Origin of the sequence: Methylocella tundrae (assembly GCF_901905185.1) — a bacterium.
GTDB lineage: Bacteria > Pseudomonadota > Alphaproteobacteria > Rhizobiales > Beijerinckiaceae > Methylocapsa > Methylocapsa tundrae.
On record NZ_CABFMQ020000086.1, the window covers coordinates 1 to 12825 of the forward strand.

A 12825-nucleotide genomic window follows, 5' to 3' on the forward strand; every position below is an offset into this window, starting at 1 on the left:
CTCGAATGCTGCTGATTCGGGACCGGAAGGATCCGCAACAAGAAGGGCAATCACCAGCGCATTCCGCTGTTCGCCGCTGCTGGCTATGACGCATGGGAAATTATCGACGAGCAGCGCAATCGGCGCAAGCCGTCTGGATACCCGTTCCTACCCGGTCGAGCTGGCGCGAAAAAATACTTGAAGGGGCGTAAGTCGCGGATTTGGGCGCGCGTCACAGCGGCGAGCTTCATGCTCGACCGCGGCGCGGCCAATAGCGTCCTCCGGCAATTCAGGATAGCCAGACAGACTACACAGATAGGCTTTACAGTTTAACTGTCTATCTGATATGTAGTCCGACATGGAACTCGCGCCGGACAATCACCAAGCCATACGCGCCTCAGCCCTGGCGCAGGACCTCCGCGCCTTGCTGGGCAAGCTGAAACGCCGCTTGCGCGAGCAGGCGCATGTCGGCGACCTGACGCCATCCCAGGTGTCCGTGCTGCTACGCCTCGAAAAGGACGGCCCCGCGACGGCTTCGAGCCTTGCGCGGGCCGACGGAATGCGGCCGCAATCGATGGCCGCAGTCATCGCCGTTCTGGATGCTGCAGGCCTGGTGAGCGGCGCGCCGGACCCGACGGACAGACGGCAGACCCTCCTCTCGCTGACGGACGCCTGCCGGCGATGGGTTAAGGAGGGACGCGCGGCGCGACAGGATTGGCTGACCCGCACCATCCAGGCGCGGCTTTCGCCGCCGGAACAAGACGAACTCGCGGCTTCTGTCGAGCTGCTCAAGCGGCTCGTCGACGACTGAGGGCGTTTTGTGGGGCTCACGCCAGATCGAACCCGTCGTGACTTTCAAGAGGAGATTCCATGGCGCTCACCACGCTCGATCCAAAAACAGCCCTGATCATCGTCGACCTGCAGAAGGGCGTCATCGGCCTTCCCGCCATCCATCCCATTGGCGACGTCATCGCGCGGGCTCGCGCGCTGGCCGACGCCTTCCGCGAGCGCGGCCTGCCGGTCGTGCTCGTCAACGTCGCTGGCGGCGCGCCAGGCCGGACGGAACAGCCGCGTCAAACGGGATCCCGTCCGGAAGGGTGGACCGACTTCATCCCGGAGCTGAATCAACAACCCAGCGACATCGTGGTGACCAAGTGGACCTGGGGCGCCTTCGCGAGCACCGATCTCGAGGCCCAGTTGAAAGCACGGGGCGTCACCCAGGTGGTGATCGCGGGCGTGGCCACCGGAACCGGCGTCGAGGCGACGGCGCGACAAGCCTATGAGCAAGGATTCAACGTCACCCTCGCCACCGACGCCATGACCGACAGGCATCCCGAGACTCACGATTACAGCATCAAGAATGTCTTCCCAAGGCTTGGCGAAACCGGGACGAGCCGAGAGATCATCGATCTCCTGCCGCCAAGGAGCGCCTGAGATGCCGTGGCTTGCTCTCCTCTCCTATTTCCTTGGCGGCGTCTTCCTCGCGAACGCCATACCCCACTTGGTCAGCGGCATGATGGGCAGGCCGTTTCAGAGCCCCTTCGCCAAGCCGCCGGGGGAGGGTCTTTCCTCATCGACCGTCAACGTCCTCTGGGGCTTTTTCAACATCGTCATCGGCTATCTGCTCGTCTGTCGCGTCGGCGATTTTGGGTTGCGGAACACGGGCGACGTCGCCGCATTCGGCGCTGGCGCGCTCCTGATCGCGCTTTTTTCCGCCCGGCACTTTGGCCGCTTCCATGGCGGCAACCTGCCGGAGCATCCATGAAGGCTCCTGTTTGGGGCGTCTTCCGATCGCTGCGAGGTTTCAACTATCAAGTCTGGGCGGTCGGCGCGTTCGTCTCCAACGTCGGCACCTGGGTGCAGCGGACGGCCCAGGACTGGCTGGTGTTCACCCAGCTCACCCATCACGACGCTTCGGCCGTCGGGCTGGTCATGGCGCTGCAGTTCGGTCCACAGTTCCTCCTGTTGCCATGGACGGGCTTCGCCGCCGACCATTTCAATCAGCGTAAGCTCCTGATCGCCACGCAGGCGACGATGGGCGCTCTCGCTCTGATGCTGGGGCTTCTCACCGTCACAGGCGTCGTCCAGCTCTGGCATGTCTACATCTTCGCCTTTTTGTTCGGCAGCGCGGCGGCGTTCGATGCGCCGGTGCGTCAGACCTTCGTCGCGGAGTTGGTCGGCGATGAAGACCTGCATAATGCTGTGGCGCTCAACTCGACCTCGTTCAACGCCGCGCGGATGATCGGCCCGGCGCTCGCCGGCGTGATCATCGCCGCGATCGGCACGGGCTGGGCTTTCCTGATCAATGGCGCCTCTTTCGTTGCGGTGCTGATCTCCCTCGCGTTCCTGCGCCTCGCCGAACTTCGTCCGAACGCCAGGGCCCACCGCGCCAAGGGAAGTTTCACCGAGGGATTCCGCTACGTGTGGGGCCGCCCGGACCTCAAGGCAGTTTTAGTCATGCTGTTCCTGATCGGAACGTTCGGCCTGAACTTTCCGATCTTCATCTCGACCATGGCCGTCAGCGTTTTCCATGCCGACGCCCGCGGATATGGCCTGTTGTCGTCGATCATGGCCATCGGCACGGTGGCCGGCGCGCTATTGGGCGCCAACCGCAGCAAGCCGCGGTTCGGCTTGCTGCCGGCCGGCGCCGGCGTCTTCGGGCTCGGCTGCACGCTGGCCGCCATTGCGCCGAACTATTGGTTGTTCGCCGGCGCGCTCATCGTCATCGGCGTGGCCGCGCTGACCGTCACCAACACGACGAACAGCCTGATGCAGCTTTCGACAGAGCCCGCCATGCGCGGGCGGGTGATGGCGCTGCGCGTCGGCGTCGCGCTCGGGGGCACCCCGATCGGAGCGCCGATCGTCGGTTGGGTGGCCAACAATTACGGGCCGCGCTGGGCGCTCGGCGTCGGCGCGGCGTCTGGGTTTGCTGCGGCGATCGTGGCCGTTTTCGCCATGGCCCGCCCGAGACCACGGCCTTCGGTTTGATCTTGCCTGCCTCGGATTGTCCTCGCGAACGTCAGCTATCCGATACGTGCAGCTGTTCGAGATCGGCGATCAACCCGGGTCCAGTCGGTTCCCATCCGAGCTGTTTCCGCGTCTGCGCGCTGGACGTGGGCATGTCGAATGCCGCAAACATGCCGAGCCAGCCAAAAAAGGCCTGCGCCTCTTCCGGGGCGATGGATTTGACCGGCAGCTTCAGGCGCCGGCCAATGGCTTCGGCGATGTCGCGCATCGAGACGCCCTCTTCCGCGACCGCGTGATATTTTGCGTTCGGCTCAGCCTTTTCGATCGCCAGCCTGTAGAGACGCGCGACATCGAGAACATAGGCCGCCGGCCAGCGGTTGAGTCCGTCGCCGACATAGGCGCACACTCCCTTTTCGCGGTACACCTCGATCGCGGGGGTGATGAGACCTTGTTTGACCGGGTCGTGGACCTGGGGAAGACGCATGACCGAGGCGCGGACGCCCTTCAGCGATAGAGCCGTCTGTTCCGAAACACGGGGGAATGGAAAATCAGACGGTATCACGTCATCTTCGATCGCAACCTGACCGGGCCCGGCTAATCCCGCCAATCCCCCTGTAACGACGAGGGGCCTGTCGGAGCCAGCCAGAACGGAGCCCAAGGCTTCAATGGCGCGGCGATCGACTTCACAACTCTCTACAAAATTTGACCAGTCATGGATGAAGGCCAGGTGAATGACGGCCTCCGAAGCGGTTGCCCCCTGACGCAAGCTATCAAGGTCTTCAAGCGAGCCGCGAAGGACATCCGCGCCAATGGCGGCCAAGGATTTTGCCCCTTCGTCCGAACGGGCCATGCCAAGGACTTCATGTCCGGCGGCGATCAGTTCCTTGACGACGGGCAAGCCGATGAAACCGGTGGCGCCGGTGACAAACACACGCATGAGCAGGTCTCCAGATTTCGTTGGAGACAGATATCTGCCTGTGGTCTATTCTGGTAAAGTAGTGACCTTATCATAGTAAGATGACTAACAGGATGGACGAGCACGTCACGAACGAGAATCGGCTTGGGTCCTATCTGAAGGACCGCCGCGCCAAGCTCGATCCGGCCGCGTTCGGCTTTCCGCCGGAGCGTCGCCGCACGCCTGGGCTGCGCCGCGAGGAAGTGGCGCAGCGCGCCAACATCAGCCCGACCTGGTACACATGGCTGGAGCAGGGGCGCGGCGGCGCGGCGTCGGCCGACGTGCTCGACCGGATCGCCCGCGCCTTGATGCTGACGGAAGTCGAGCGCGAGCATCTCTTCCTGCTCGGCCTCGGCCGCCCGCCCGAGGCGCGCTACCAGAAGAACGAAGGCGTCACGCCACGACTGCAACGCGTGCTCGACGCGCTGGAGCCGAGCCCCGCCCTCATCCGAACCGCCACATGGGACGTCGTCGCCTGGAACCGGGCGGCGACCGTGATTCTGACCGACTATGGATCGCTGCCGCCGGAGCAGCGCAATGTCCTGCGCTTCATATTCCTCGATCCGCGCGTCCGCGCCGCGCAATATGACTGGGAAAGCGTGGCGCGGTTCGTGGTGGGCGCGTTCAGGGTGGACGCGGCGCGTGCGGGGGCGGCGGCGGAAGTGCAGCCTCTCGTCGACGAGCTCTGCCGGCTCAGTCCCGAGTTCAAAGCGATGTGGCGCGACAATGACGTCCACAGCCATGGCGAGGGAGTCAAGCACATACGGCATCCGGTTCTGGGCCCGATCGCTTTCGAATATTCAGCGTTCGCCGTCGACGGCAGACCGGATCTCGGCATGGTGGTCTATAATCCGGCGACGCCGGCGGACGCAGAGAAGATCAGTTCGTTGATCGGTTCGGCGCCTGCAGGCGAACAATCATGATCCTCGTTGTCGATGCGCCTGAATGCCGGGCCTCGCCACGACCCTCGATCCTGACGCCGCCGGGTTCAGGGCGGGACTCGCAGGGCTTATGGCGGATGCGCTTGCGCTCCCGGTTATCGCCGCGGCGATCTGTGCTGAGACGTCTCACGTCCGGGTCCGGACGCCCGCGATCAATATGTCGACCAGACGCTTGGCCGCCTGCTCGCCATCGGCCCCCAAGCCTATGTTGGCGACTCCGGCGATCGCGCGCAGCAGGTCGAGCGGATCAAGCTCCAGGCGAATGTCGCCGCTCGCGACCGCGCCATCGACCAGCTTCGCGATCGACTGCTTCACCTGTGCCGTGGACGCCGACTACAGATCGGACGTCCCGCCAACAATCGAATTGAGCAGTTCGTACATCCCGTGCTTGGCGGCGATGTAGTCCACGAACAGCAGCAGCCATTCACGTAGCGCCGTCACTGGAGGCTGCGTCTCCGCGAGGCGGCCGGCGGCGGCGACAAGCTGCTCGGTCTCGTTGCGATAGACCGCCGCGACCAGCGCATCGCGGGTGGGGAAATGGCGGTAGAGCGTCCCCGCCCCGACGCCGGCGATCCGGGCGATCTCATCAAGGCTGGCGCCGGATCCCTTTTCGGCGAAAGCGGCCTTCGCCGTTTCGAGCAAGCGAATGCGGTTGCGCTCCGCATCGGCTCGCGGCTTGCGGACGGCAGCGGCTTTGCCCTCATCGCTGGGTGCGAAGCTGAGGCGCGGTGTCCCGTCGGCATCAGCTTCGAGGCCGAGCCGATAGCCGGGGAGCGGTTGGCGGCTGACAATTCCGTGCATTTCGAAGGCGAAGCGCCGCAGAGAAGACAAGCCGCCGGATTTGAGACGCAGATGCGGGAGGTCGAAGCTCCAGCCCTTCTATTGACGGCCGCCTTGCGCGCCAGGCGATAGAGCCAGCGCTCCAATCCGCCCGTCAGATCGAAATAGGCGCGGTCGATGGTGAGCACGAAGGCGTCGTTCATGACGCCGACGTAGAACCTCCGGCAGGATCAATTCGATCCCACGTGGGCGGCCATTGGCGTCGAGCCGCTCCTTCCATTCGTTGATCCAGGAGAAGCGGCGCCGGCGACGCCCGGTCGGCTGGCGGATGGAGGTCGCGATCGTCGTGGCCTGCAGCCGGTCCAATGCGGCCTTCAGGCGATCATCGTCGCGAAGCGAGTCCCCACGCCCGATGAAGGCGAGGATTTCATAGGGCGTCGCCGTCATCAGGCGGGAGGTCATCAGGCCATGGCGCCTCGACGATCTGGGAAGCGGCCCAGATCAGCACGTCGGCGTCCCAGATGGTCGCCATGCCGTGTTCTTGCGTCGCCTCGACTCGGATTGTCACCTCGATCGTCCGGAAATCGATCGGCTGGATGCGTCGCGACTTGGACAGGCTGAAGAACGGCCAGAACAACAGGCCCTGCGCGTCGCGCGGCGCCATGCGGCCAGGCAAGGCGCGAAACAGGTCGAGCTACTGGCGCTCGGCAGGGTCGCGGTGTGCGGACATCGGCACGCGATCGCTCAGCGACGATTGTGAGCGGCGACCGGAGCCGGGCCGGCCGCATCTGCCCGGCCGGCGTTGCGCGCCTCGACATGCTCGGCCCCTGGATCGAGCAGACGGAGGGAGCCAAATTCTGGCTGCGTGATTTTGACAGGCGGGACCGGAACTTTTTTGCTATCGCGCTGATTGTATTAACACTAGAGGCGCGCCTGTCACTCAAGCCAAAGCTCGGCGGTCGTTACGGCGCACGTTTTGCTATGCGGTCTCGAATGGCGGGTCGGCTCATCGTGCGGGCTCGATCGGATCCACGTGAACCCGGGTCAGACGAATGGACAAGATATTTGGCGCTTTTTTTGCTGGTCTGATCAAATTCGGGACGCTCGATGTTGTCGCCGCGAACGGACGCCGCTTCACCGTCGGCGACGGTTCGGGCAAAAAGTTGGCGGTGCGGTTCAACGATCGCAACGCGCAAATCCTCTTCATGATCGATCCTGAATTGCGCTTCGGCGAACTCTTCATGGACGGCCGCGTCGAGGTGATCGAGGGCTCACTCTACGATGTGGTGGCGCTCGCCTCGGAAAATCTGATGCGCGCGGACCCTGGCCCTTCGCCCGGCGGGTTTGGCTGGGTCCGCCTTCTGCAGGAAGCGCGCGCGGCTCTGCGCCGGCTCGCCCGGGCGAACGACGCCCTGCGCGCGAGGCGAAACGTCGCGCATCATTACGATCTCGACGTTCGCGTCTACGAGCTCTTTCTGGACGGCGACATGCAGTATTCCTGCGCCTATTTCGAGAGCGACGGCGAAAGTCTCGAAGATGCGCAGCTTGCAAAAAAACGGCACATCGCGGCAAAGCTCGTCGCCGGCCCCGGCGCGAGCGTCCTCGACATCGGCAGCGGCTTCGGCGGGCTTGCCAATTACCTCGCGCGTTTTTGCGGCGCCAGCGTCACGGGCCTCACACTCTCCAAGGCGCAGTTCGAAGTGAGCCGGCGGCGCGCCGCGGCTCTCGGTCCCCTGGCGGCCGATTTCCGCATGCTGGATTATCGCGAGGTCGAGGGGCGCTTCGACCGCGTCGTTTCGGTCGGCATGTTCGAGCATGTGGGCATTGCCAATTACGACGCGTATTTCCGCAAGATCGCGCAGCTTCTCAATGAGGATGGCGTCGCCCTGGTGCACACGATCGGCCGCGCGCCGGGCCCCGCCGCGACCAATCCATGGATCGGCAAATATATTTTCCCAGGGGGGTATATCCCCTCGCTTTCCGAAATCCTGCCGGCGATCGAGCAAAGCTCTCTCGTCGTCACGGACCTTGAAGTTTTACGGCTCCATTATGCCGAAACACTCAAAGCCTGGCGGGAGCGCTTTCTGGCGCGGCGCGAACAGGCAAAAGCGATCTATGATGAACGCTTCTGCCGCATGTGGGAGCTTTACCTCGCGGGGTCGGAAGCCGCCTTCCGATATGAAGGCCTTGTCGTTTTTCAGGTCCAGCTCGCAAAGAGGCTCGACGCCGTGCCGCTAACGCGCGACTACATCACACGCGCGGAAGCGGATCTGCGCCGCCGCGAAGCTGCGTCCACCTTGTCGGAGGCCGGCGAATAGCGGCGCGCGCCTGGTGCAGGATGCATTCGACGGAATCGCATCCTGCACTTCGGCCTTTGTTTTGTTGCATGACGCGACCCGAGAACTCTGCAACTTTCCGGTGTCACGCCAAGGCGCGCGCCGCCCTTAAGCCTGACGTTCGGCTCAATAGCGGTCGTGATCGTGGTCGTGATCGTGGTCGTGGCCGCGATTATGACCAGCGGCGAACAGATCCGACATCACCGCCGCGTTCGAGTCGCAGGCATGATTCAGACAGGGAAGCCCGAAGCCCGCCTCAAGCGTTTTAAGCAAAGAGAAATGCGTATAGAAGCGCGAGCTCTTGACGCCTGCGGCCCCGTAGTTGGTGTCGACAATCAGGAGAACCTGGTTGGTGTTCGGCGCCGTGCTATAGTCGTTTTCATCCCACACGATCACGATCGCATTGTTGCCCCGCCTCCAGGCGGGCGACTGGTGGATGGCCGTGACGAGTGTTTGTAACGCAACGTCCCCGCGCTGGATCAGAGCCGGGTTCAGGCCGGACTGGAGGCCGACGTCGCTCGGGTCATAATTGCACAACGCGCCGGCGTTGCCTTGGCCATGCTGGTCGTTGCATTGATTGGGCGCGATGAACGAGAAGTTCGGCGAAGCGCCTGCGCCAAGGTCAGCAAACAGACCCCTTGCGCCGTCGAAGCCGGCCATGTTCTGCAGACTGTTGTTTGGATCATATCCCTCTTGAACATTCTTGAAGTAGGCGAAGGGATTGTGCTTCACCGCATAGAGAGCAACCATGTTGCTTGACGTCAGCGGAGGATTGAGCGTCGGCAGAATCTTGCTGAAATCCGTGTTGTTGGTGAAAACGCCGTCGCTCGTGTTGACCTGATCGGCGCCGCTCGCAGGCAGATTCTCCTGATAGCTTTTCCAGGTGAGCCGCCGCGCGACGAGCTGGTCGGCGATCGTCTTGCCGAATGTGTGGCTGGCCGCCGGGAATGAGAGATGTCCGTCGATGTTGATGTCGCCCGGCAGTCCCTGAGTCTCATTTGTCGTGTCGATGACGGGCGTAGCCGCATCGACTCCTTCGCCTGCAATCGGGCAAATTGTCGGCGATGGCGGATTGTCGGTCGCCGTCACGTGCGAGGCGAGGTTGGCCGTGCAAGTCGTGTTGTGCCAGTTTGGCGCATTATCGCTTTGCACGCCGAAGTTCGAGCCGCCGACGACCTCCAGGTAGTTCGTGAAGCTTGGATGACCAACAGCGAAATAATTGGTCGCATAATTCGCAGCGAGCGCCAGCTTGTTGGTGAAGGGCGCATTCGGATTATTCAGAATTTGGCTGTAGCCATGATTTTCCATCATGATCACATACACATGGTCCAGATGCGGAATGCCTGTCGGAGTGACCCCCTCGGCGGCGAACCCGCCGTTGGCAACGCATGACATCAACAGGGCGAGCCCCGCAGCGCGTCTTTTCATAGCCTTTATCCCCCGTGCTCTATTGGAAAGGCCAGCTTCGTACCGAACTTGCACGAACCTTTTGTGGCGCTCACGCCTGATTTTTCCACCGGCGGCCCTATTCGCCGTCCGTTTCAAGCCGATTCAGATTGGCAAAGCGAGACTGACGGCTCTGGTTGGCGCCATTTATTGCGCTGGCGATTCCGCGATGGACTCCCAGCTCTCGGGCAAGATTGCGCAGGGCGTCAAAAGCTCTGGAACATTGCTCTGACGTCAGGCTGGCGCGCGCCGCCGGACAATAAGATCTGCAAGGCGATCCGCGCCTTGCGAGCGTCGAGGCTCTGGGCGGGGATCAACCCGCGGGCGATCAGATCAATCTCTCCGCCCGCATAGCCATAAGAGGCGCGCAACGTCTCGCCGGCGCCCGTGCGGCTTGCGAAGACGACAGGGATACGTTCGGCGAGAAGCCCGAGATCCGCCGCCGCCGCCGCCGCGACATGCCCTGCTCCGGGCAGGCTCAGCACCAGCCCTTCGATCGCGCCGGCGCCAAGAGCTTTGAGGCTCTCGCGCTCGAAGCCCGGCCCAGCTTCGAGGATGGGCACGATCGGCGCGCCGGCGCCAAAGGTCAAAAGCGGCGGGGCTACGGCCGGCGAAAGCGCAAAGCGCACGCGATCTTCAGCGACGTAGCCGATCGGACCGAAAGGCAGCGACGAAAAGGCATGCGTGCGAAAACTATGGGTCTTGCGGATCAGCGGCCCCGCGTGAATCTCATCGTCGATCACAACGAGAACGCCTTTTTTCCGCGCCGACCCGGAAACCGCCACGCGCGCGGCGGCGAGTAAATTGGCGGCGCCATCCGCGCCTGGCTGATCAGGCCGGCGCATCGCCGCCGTCAGGACGATCGGAACATCGACCTGCACGAGAACAGAAAGCGCGAAGGCGGTCTCCTCCAGCGTATCCGTGCCATGCGTGATGAGCACGCCATCGGCCGATGTCGCGGCCTCCGCGGCGGCTTTGGCGATTTCCGCGAGATCCGGCAGCGTGAGGCTGGCGCTGGGCTTGGCTAAAACATCCCGCGCAAAAATGTCGGCGACGTCCTGAAGCTGCGGCAAGGCGGCGACGAGCGCCGCGGCCCCGAGGCGAAGCGCCGCGCCTTCGGGAGCGGCGCCCCCGCTCGCCGCCTGCGCGGTCATGGCGATCGTGCCGCCCGTCGACAAGATGATGAGGCGCGGACGCCGAGAAACATTCAATGAAAGCGCCTCCTTACGGGGCCTTATAATCGAGGCCGCCCGCGCCGGACAGCCGTCATTCATGACAATTCCACCAAGCCCGCCGCGCCGGAGCGAACATCCGCGCGGGTCTCCACGCGCGGATGTTCAGAACGAGAGCGGCCTTATCATCCCGATGGCGTCATGCCTCGCTTCAAAAGTCCGGCTGATTTTTCCTCGCTGCTGAAATTCGCCGGCCGTGTTGCGCCTCATGCTGGCCTTTTTCAAACGCTACAGCTCGTTTCGCCTATATCCACCCGCTCTGCGCCCGACCATGCGCGACATCGAAAATGAAGGCTTTAATCGGCAATTAACTAAAAATCGCCTCAATGTAACTCCAGCAATGCTGCGAAGCTCTGTGTCTGGACCTTCAGAGGACCGGTGAGGCGCTCCCTGCGCGGCTCTTGTGGTTGATCGCGCCTTCTGGCGCGCGGAGGACGTTGGTTGATTCAAAAGGCAAGTGCCATGATTTCATTGCGAGAGTGGGACGAATGACACAGGCGTTCGACAGACCACTTGATTTCATTCCATTGAATCGCGGTCGTTTATCCCGGAAGATTTTTTCCCACACGGTTCCAGGCGCGGCCATCCTCGCTTTGAGCGCCTTGGTAGGCGCCTTGATGCTATACACGCGTCCCGACCCAGCCCCCAACGCGGCTAAAGCGCCCGCGGCGTCGCCAGTGGCGGAGGCCGCCGCGGCGGCGCCCCCGGCAAACGTCGCCTCGGATGCCTATGGCGCGCTGTTCGACCCCGGTTTTTCCTCCGGCTCACCGCCGGTTTTGCTGTCGCAAAGTTTTCCACTTCAATCTGACCTCGGGTCCGTTGCGCCGGCGCAATCCGCCGCGCTCGCAGAGCCGGACGACGTCATGCCGACGCCGCCGCCAGCAGATCTCCAAATCGGCGAGAGCGCGCCTTTGCCGGCGCCGCGTCCCGCCGAACTGGGAGCGCCCGCGAGCCGTGGCCCGATCCGTATTCCAGGCATAGCAGGCCGCCAGTTAGCGCAGCAGAACAGACGGAACGCTTCCCCGAGCGCTTCTTCTGATAATCGCAATTTCTTCGAGAAGCTGTTTGGCATGCCGCAAACGCCCCGGACTGTCCTCGCCTACGCTGCGCCAGAGGATGACGTTGTGAGCGACGCGCCAAAAGTCACCACCGGCGCCTTGCCCCGCTACGATCGCTGGACGGCCATTTACGACGTCGCCGCTCATACCGTCTACATGCCCAATGGAACGAGGCTGGAGGCGCACTCGGGGCTGGGCGACAGGTTGGACAATCCACATTACGTCAACGAGCGCAATCGCGGGGCGACGCCTCCAAATGTCTACGAGCTCGCGCCACGGGAGCAGCTTTTCCACGGGGTGCAGGCGTTGCGCCTGAAACCCGTCGGCGGCGGCGACGTCTATGGACGGACAGGTCTCCTCGCGCACACTTACATGCTCGGCCCGAGGGGCGATTCCAACGGATGCGTGTCCTTCAGGAACTACAATGCATTCTTGCAGGCGTTTCAAAACGGCGAAGTCAGACGTCTCGTCGTCGTCGCTCGTCTAAACTAGGGCATTTTCAGCAAAGCGGACGGAGGTTCTGCATCCGAAAATGCTTTAACCGCTTGAATGAGAGCGGTTTGTCTCGCGTCGAGGAGGGTGAGAGCGCGGCGCGGAAACTTGCGCCGACCATCAACCCGGCTCGCCCCGCCAACTCAATAATGGCGGACGACGACTATCGCGCTGTCGCCGCTGCGACGGCTGGAATGGGCGCAAACCGGCCTTTGGAGCGCGCGAAAAGAAGCCCTTTCGCGCGCTCTCAAGCCGATCACGCTTCGGCGGAAGCAGCGGCGGCCTTTTCGGCGGCGGCGGCCGTCGCGGCGGCGCGTTCCTGCGCCTTCTTCTTCGGCTGCGCCTTGGTCGGATTCGTTCGCGCCTCGCGCGCGATCACGCCGAGACCATCGAGCAGGCGCGCGACGCGGTCTGTCGGCTGGGCGCCCTTGGCGATCCAGGCCTTCGCCTTCTCGGCGTCGAGCACGACGCGATCGGCGGAATCCTTCGCCTTCAGCGGATCAAAAATACCGAGACGCTCAATGAAACGGCCATCGCGCGGCATCCGCGAGTCGGCGACCACGACGCGATAGAAGGGGCGCTTCTTGGCGCCGCCGCGCGATAGACGAATTTTCAGGGACATATGAGGTGTTCTCCAAT

12 protein-coding genes and 2 pseudogenes are annotated in these 12825 nt (G+C 63.3%); 8 read left to right on the forward strand and 6 right to left on the reverse strand.

Annotated elements, in window-relative coordinates:
- From MPC4_RS20940 to MPC4_RS12170, 5 genes are all read left to right on the forward strand, one after another.
- The coding region (locus tag MPC4_RS20940; protein ID WP_210253639.1) for a hypothetical protein at positions 1–181 on the forward strand (181 nt) is incomplete at its 5' end.
- 156 nt (positions 182–337) lie between these two features.
- Positions 338–790: a MarR family winged helix-turn-helix transcriptional regulator gene (locus MPC4_RS12155; protein WP_174512746.1), complete on the forward strand. Its 453-nt coding sequence runs from the start codon at positions 338–340 to the stop codon at positions 788–790.
- 59 nt (positions 791–849) lie between these two features.
- On the forward strand, positions 850–1413 hold the full coding sequence (locus MPC4_RS12160; protein WP_174512747.1) for an isochorismatase family protein: 564 nt from the start codon (positions 850–852) through the stop codon (positions 1411–1413).
- A 1-nt stretch (position 1414) separates the two neighbouring features.
- A complete protein-coding gene (locus MPC4_RS12165) occupies positions 1415–1744 on the forward strand; it encodes a hypothetical protein (protein ID WP_174512748.1) in 330 nt (109 codons plus the stop codon).
- Positions 1741–2967, forward strand: a complete 1227-nt coding sequence (locus tag MPC4_RS12170) for an MFS transporter (protein WP_174512749.1) — start codon at positions 1741–1743, stop codon at positions 2965–2967. Before MPC4_RS12165 ends, MPC4_RS12170 begins: the two co-directional genes overlap by 4 nt.
- A 31-nt stretch (positions 2968–2998) precedes the next feature.
- Here MPC4_RS12170 and MPC4_RS12175 read toward each other — a convergent pair whose 3' ends face one another.
- Positions 2999–3883 (reverse strand): SDR family oxidoreductase, encoded by an 885-nt coding sequence (locus tag MPC4_RS12175; RefSeq protein WP_174512750.1) that lies wholly within the window; start codon positions 3881–3883, stop codon positions 2999–3001.
- A 92-nt stretch (positions 3884–3975) separates the two neighbouring features.
- Between MPC4_RS12175 and MPC4_RS12180 the strand changes: the two genes are divergently transcribed.
- Positions 3976–4824 carry a helix-turn-helix transcriptional regulator gene (locus MPC4_RS12180; protein ID WP_174512751.1) on the forward strand — a complete coding sequence of 283 codons (849 nt, stop codon included), beginning with the start codon at positions 3976–3978 and terminating at the stop codon, positions 4822–4824.
- Positions 4825–4968: 144 nt separating this feature from the next.
- Here MPC4_RS12180 and MPC4_RS21265 read toward each other — a convergent pair.
- Both MPC4_RS21265 and MPC4_RS21270 read right to left on the reverse strand, forming a co-directional pair.
- A pseudogene (locus MPC4_RS21265) lies at positions 4969–5529 on the reverse strand (TetR/AcrR family transcriptional regulator); the annotation flags it as partial.
- An 18-nt stretch (positions 5530–5547) separates the two neighbouring features.
- Positions 5548–6286: pseudogene (locus MPC4_RS21270) on the reverse strand (replication initiator protein A); the annotation flags it as partial.
- 388 nt (positions 6287–6674) lie between these two features.
- Here MPC4_RS21270 and MPC4_RS12195 point away from each other — a divergent pair.
- The gene (locus tag MPC4_RS12195; RefSeq protein ID WP_174512753.1) at positions 6675–7940 is read left to right on the forward strand and encodes an SAM-dependent methyltransferase; all 1266 of its coding nucleotides are present in this window, start codon (positions 6675–6677) and stop codon (positions 7938–7940) included.
- A gap of 144 nt (positions 7941–8084) precedes the next feature.
- Here the strand turns inward: MPC4_RS12195 and MPC4_RS12200 are convergent, their stop codons facing one another.
- Both MPC4_RS12200 and MPC4_RS12205 read right to left on the reverse strand, forming a co-directional pair.
- Positions 8085–9386 carry an alkaline phosphatase family protein gene (locus MPC4_RS12200; protein ID WP_210253640.1) on the reverse strand — a complete coding sequence of 434 codons (1302 nt, stop codon included), beginning with the start codon at positions 9384–9386 and terminating at the stop codon, positions 8085–8087.
- 224 nt (positions 9387–9610) lie between these two features.
- Complete coding sequence (locus MPC4_RS12205; RefSeq protein WP_244628984.1) at positions 9611–10615, reverse strand: asparaginase; 1005 nt, start codon at positions 10613–10615, stop codon at positions 9611–9613.
- A 638-nt stretch (positions 10616–11253) separates the two neighbouring features.
- Here MPC4_RS12205 and MPC4_RS12210 point away from each other — a divergent pair.
- Positions 11254–12186, forward strand: coding sequence for a DUF2778 domain-containing protein (locus tag MPC4_RS12210; protein WP_244628985.1), 933 nt, complete (start codon positions 11254–11256; stop codon positions 12184–12186).
- Between the two features lie 256 nt (positions 12187–12442).
- Here MPC4_RS12210 and rpsP read toward each other — a convergent pair whose 3' ends face one another.
- Positions 12443–12808, reverse strand: a complete 366-nt coding sequence (gene rpsP, locus MPC4_RS12215) for a 30S ribosomal protein S16 (RefSeq protein ID WP_134491701.1) — start codon at positions 12806–12808, stop codon at positions 12443–12445.
- Positions 12809–12825: the final 17 nt, after the last annotated feature.

Excerpts from the sequence above, each read along its gene's own strand:
- MPC4_RS12155 (WP_174512746.1), top strand. The coding sequence starts at position 338 with ATGGAACTCGCGCCGGACAATCACCAAGCCATACGCGCCTCAGCCCTG.
- MPC4_RS12160 (WP_174512747.1), top strand. The coding sequence starts at position 850 with ATGGCGCTCACCACGCTCGATCCAAAAACAGCCCTGATCATCGTCGAC.
- MPC4_RS12165 (WP_174512748.1), top strand. The coding sequence starts at position 1,415 with ATGCCGTGGCTTGCTCTCCTCTCCTATTTCCTTGGCGGCGTCTTCCTC.
- MPC4_RS12170 (WP_174512749.1), top strand. The coding sequence starts at position 1,741 with ATGAAGGCTCCTGTTTGGGGCGTCTTCCGATCGCTGCGAGGTTTCAAC.
- MPC4_RS12175 (WP_174512750.1), bottom strand. The coding sequence starts at position 3,883 with ATGCGTGTGTTTGTCACCGGCGCCACCGGTTTCATCGGCTTGCCCGTC.
- MPC4_RS12180 (WP_174512751.1), top strand. The coding sequence starts at position 3,976 with ATGGACGAGCACGTCACGAACGAGAATCGGCTTGGGTCCTATCTGAAG.
- MPC4_RS12195 (WP_174512753.1), top strand. The coding sequence starts at position 6,675 with ATGGACAAGATATTTGGCGCTTTTTTTGCTGGTCTGATCAAATTCGGG.
- MPC4_RS12200 (WP_210253640.1), bottom strand. The coding sequence starts at position 9,386 with ATGAAAAGACGCGCTGCGGGGCTCGCCCTGTTGATGTCATGCGTTGCC.
- MPC4_RS12210 (WP_244628985.1), top strand. The coding sequence starts at position 11,254 with ATGCTATACACGCGTCCCGACCCAGCCCCCAACGCGGCTAAAGCGCCC.
- rpsP (WP_134491701.1), bottom strand. The coding sequence starts at position 12,808 with ATGTCCCTGAAAATTCGTCTATCGCGCGGCGGCGCCAAGAAGCGCCCC.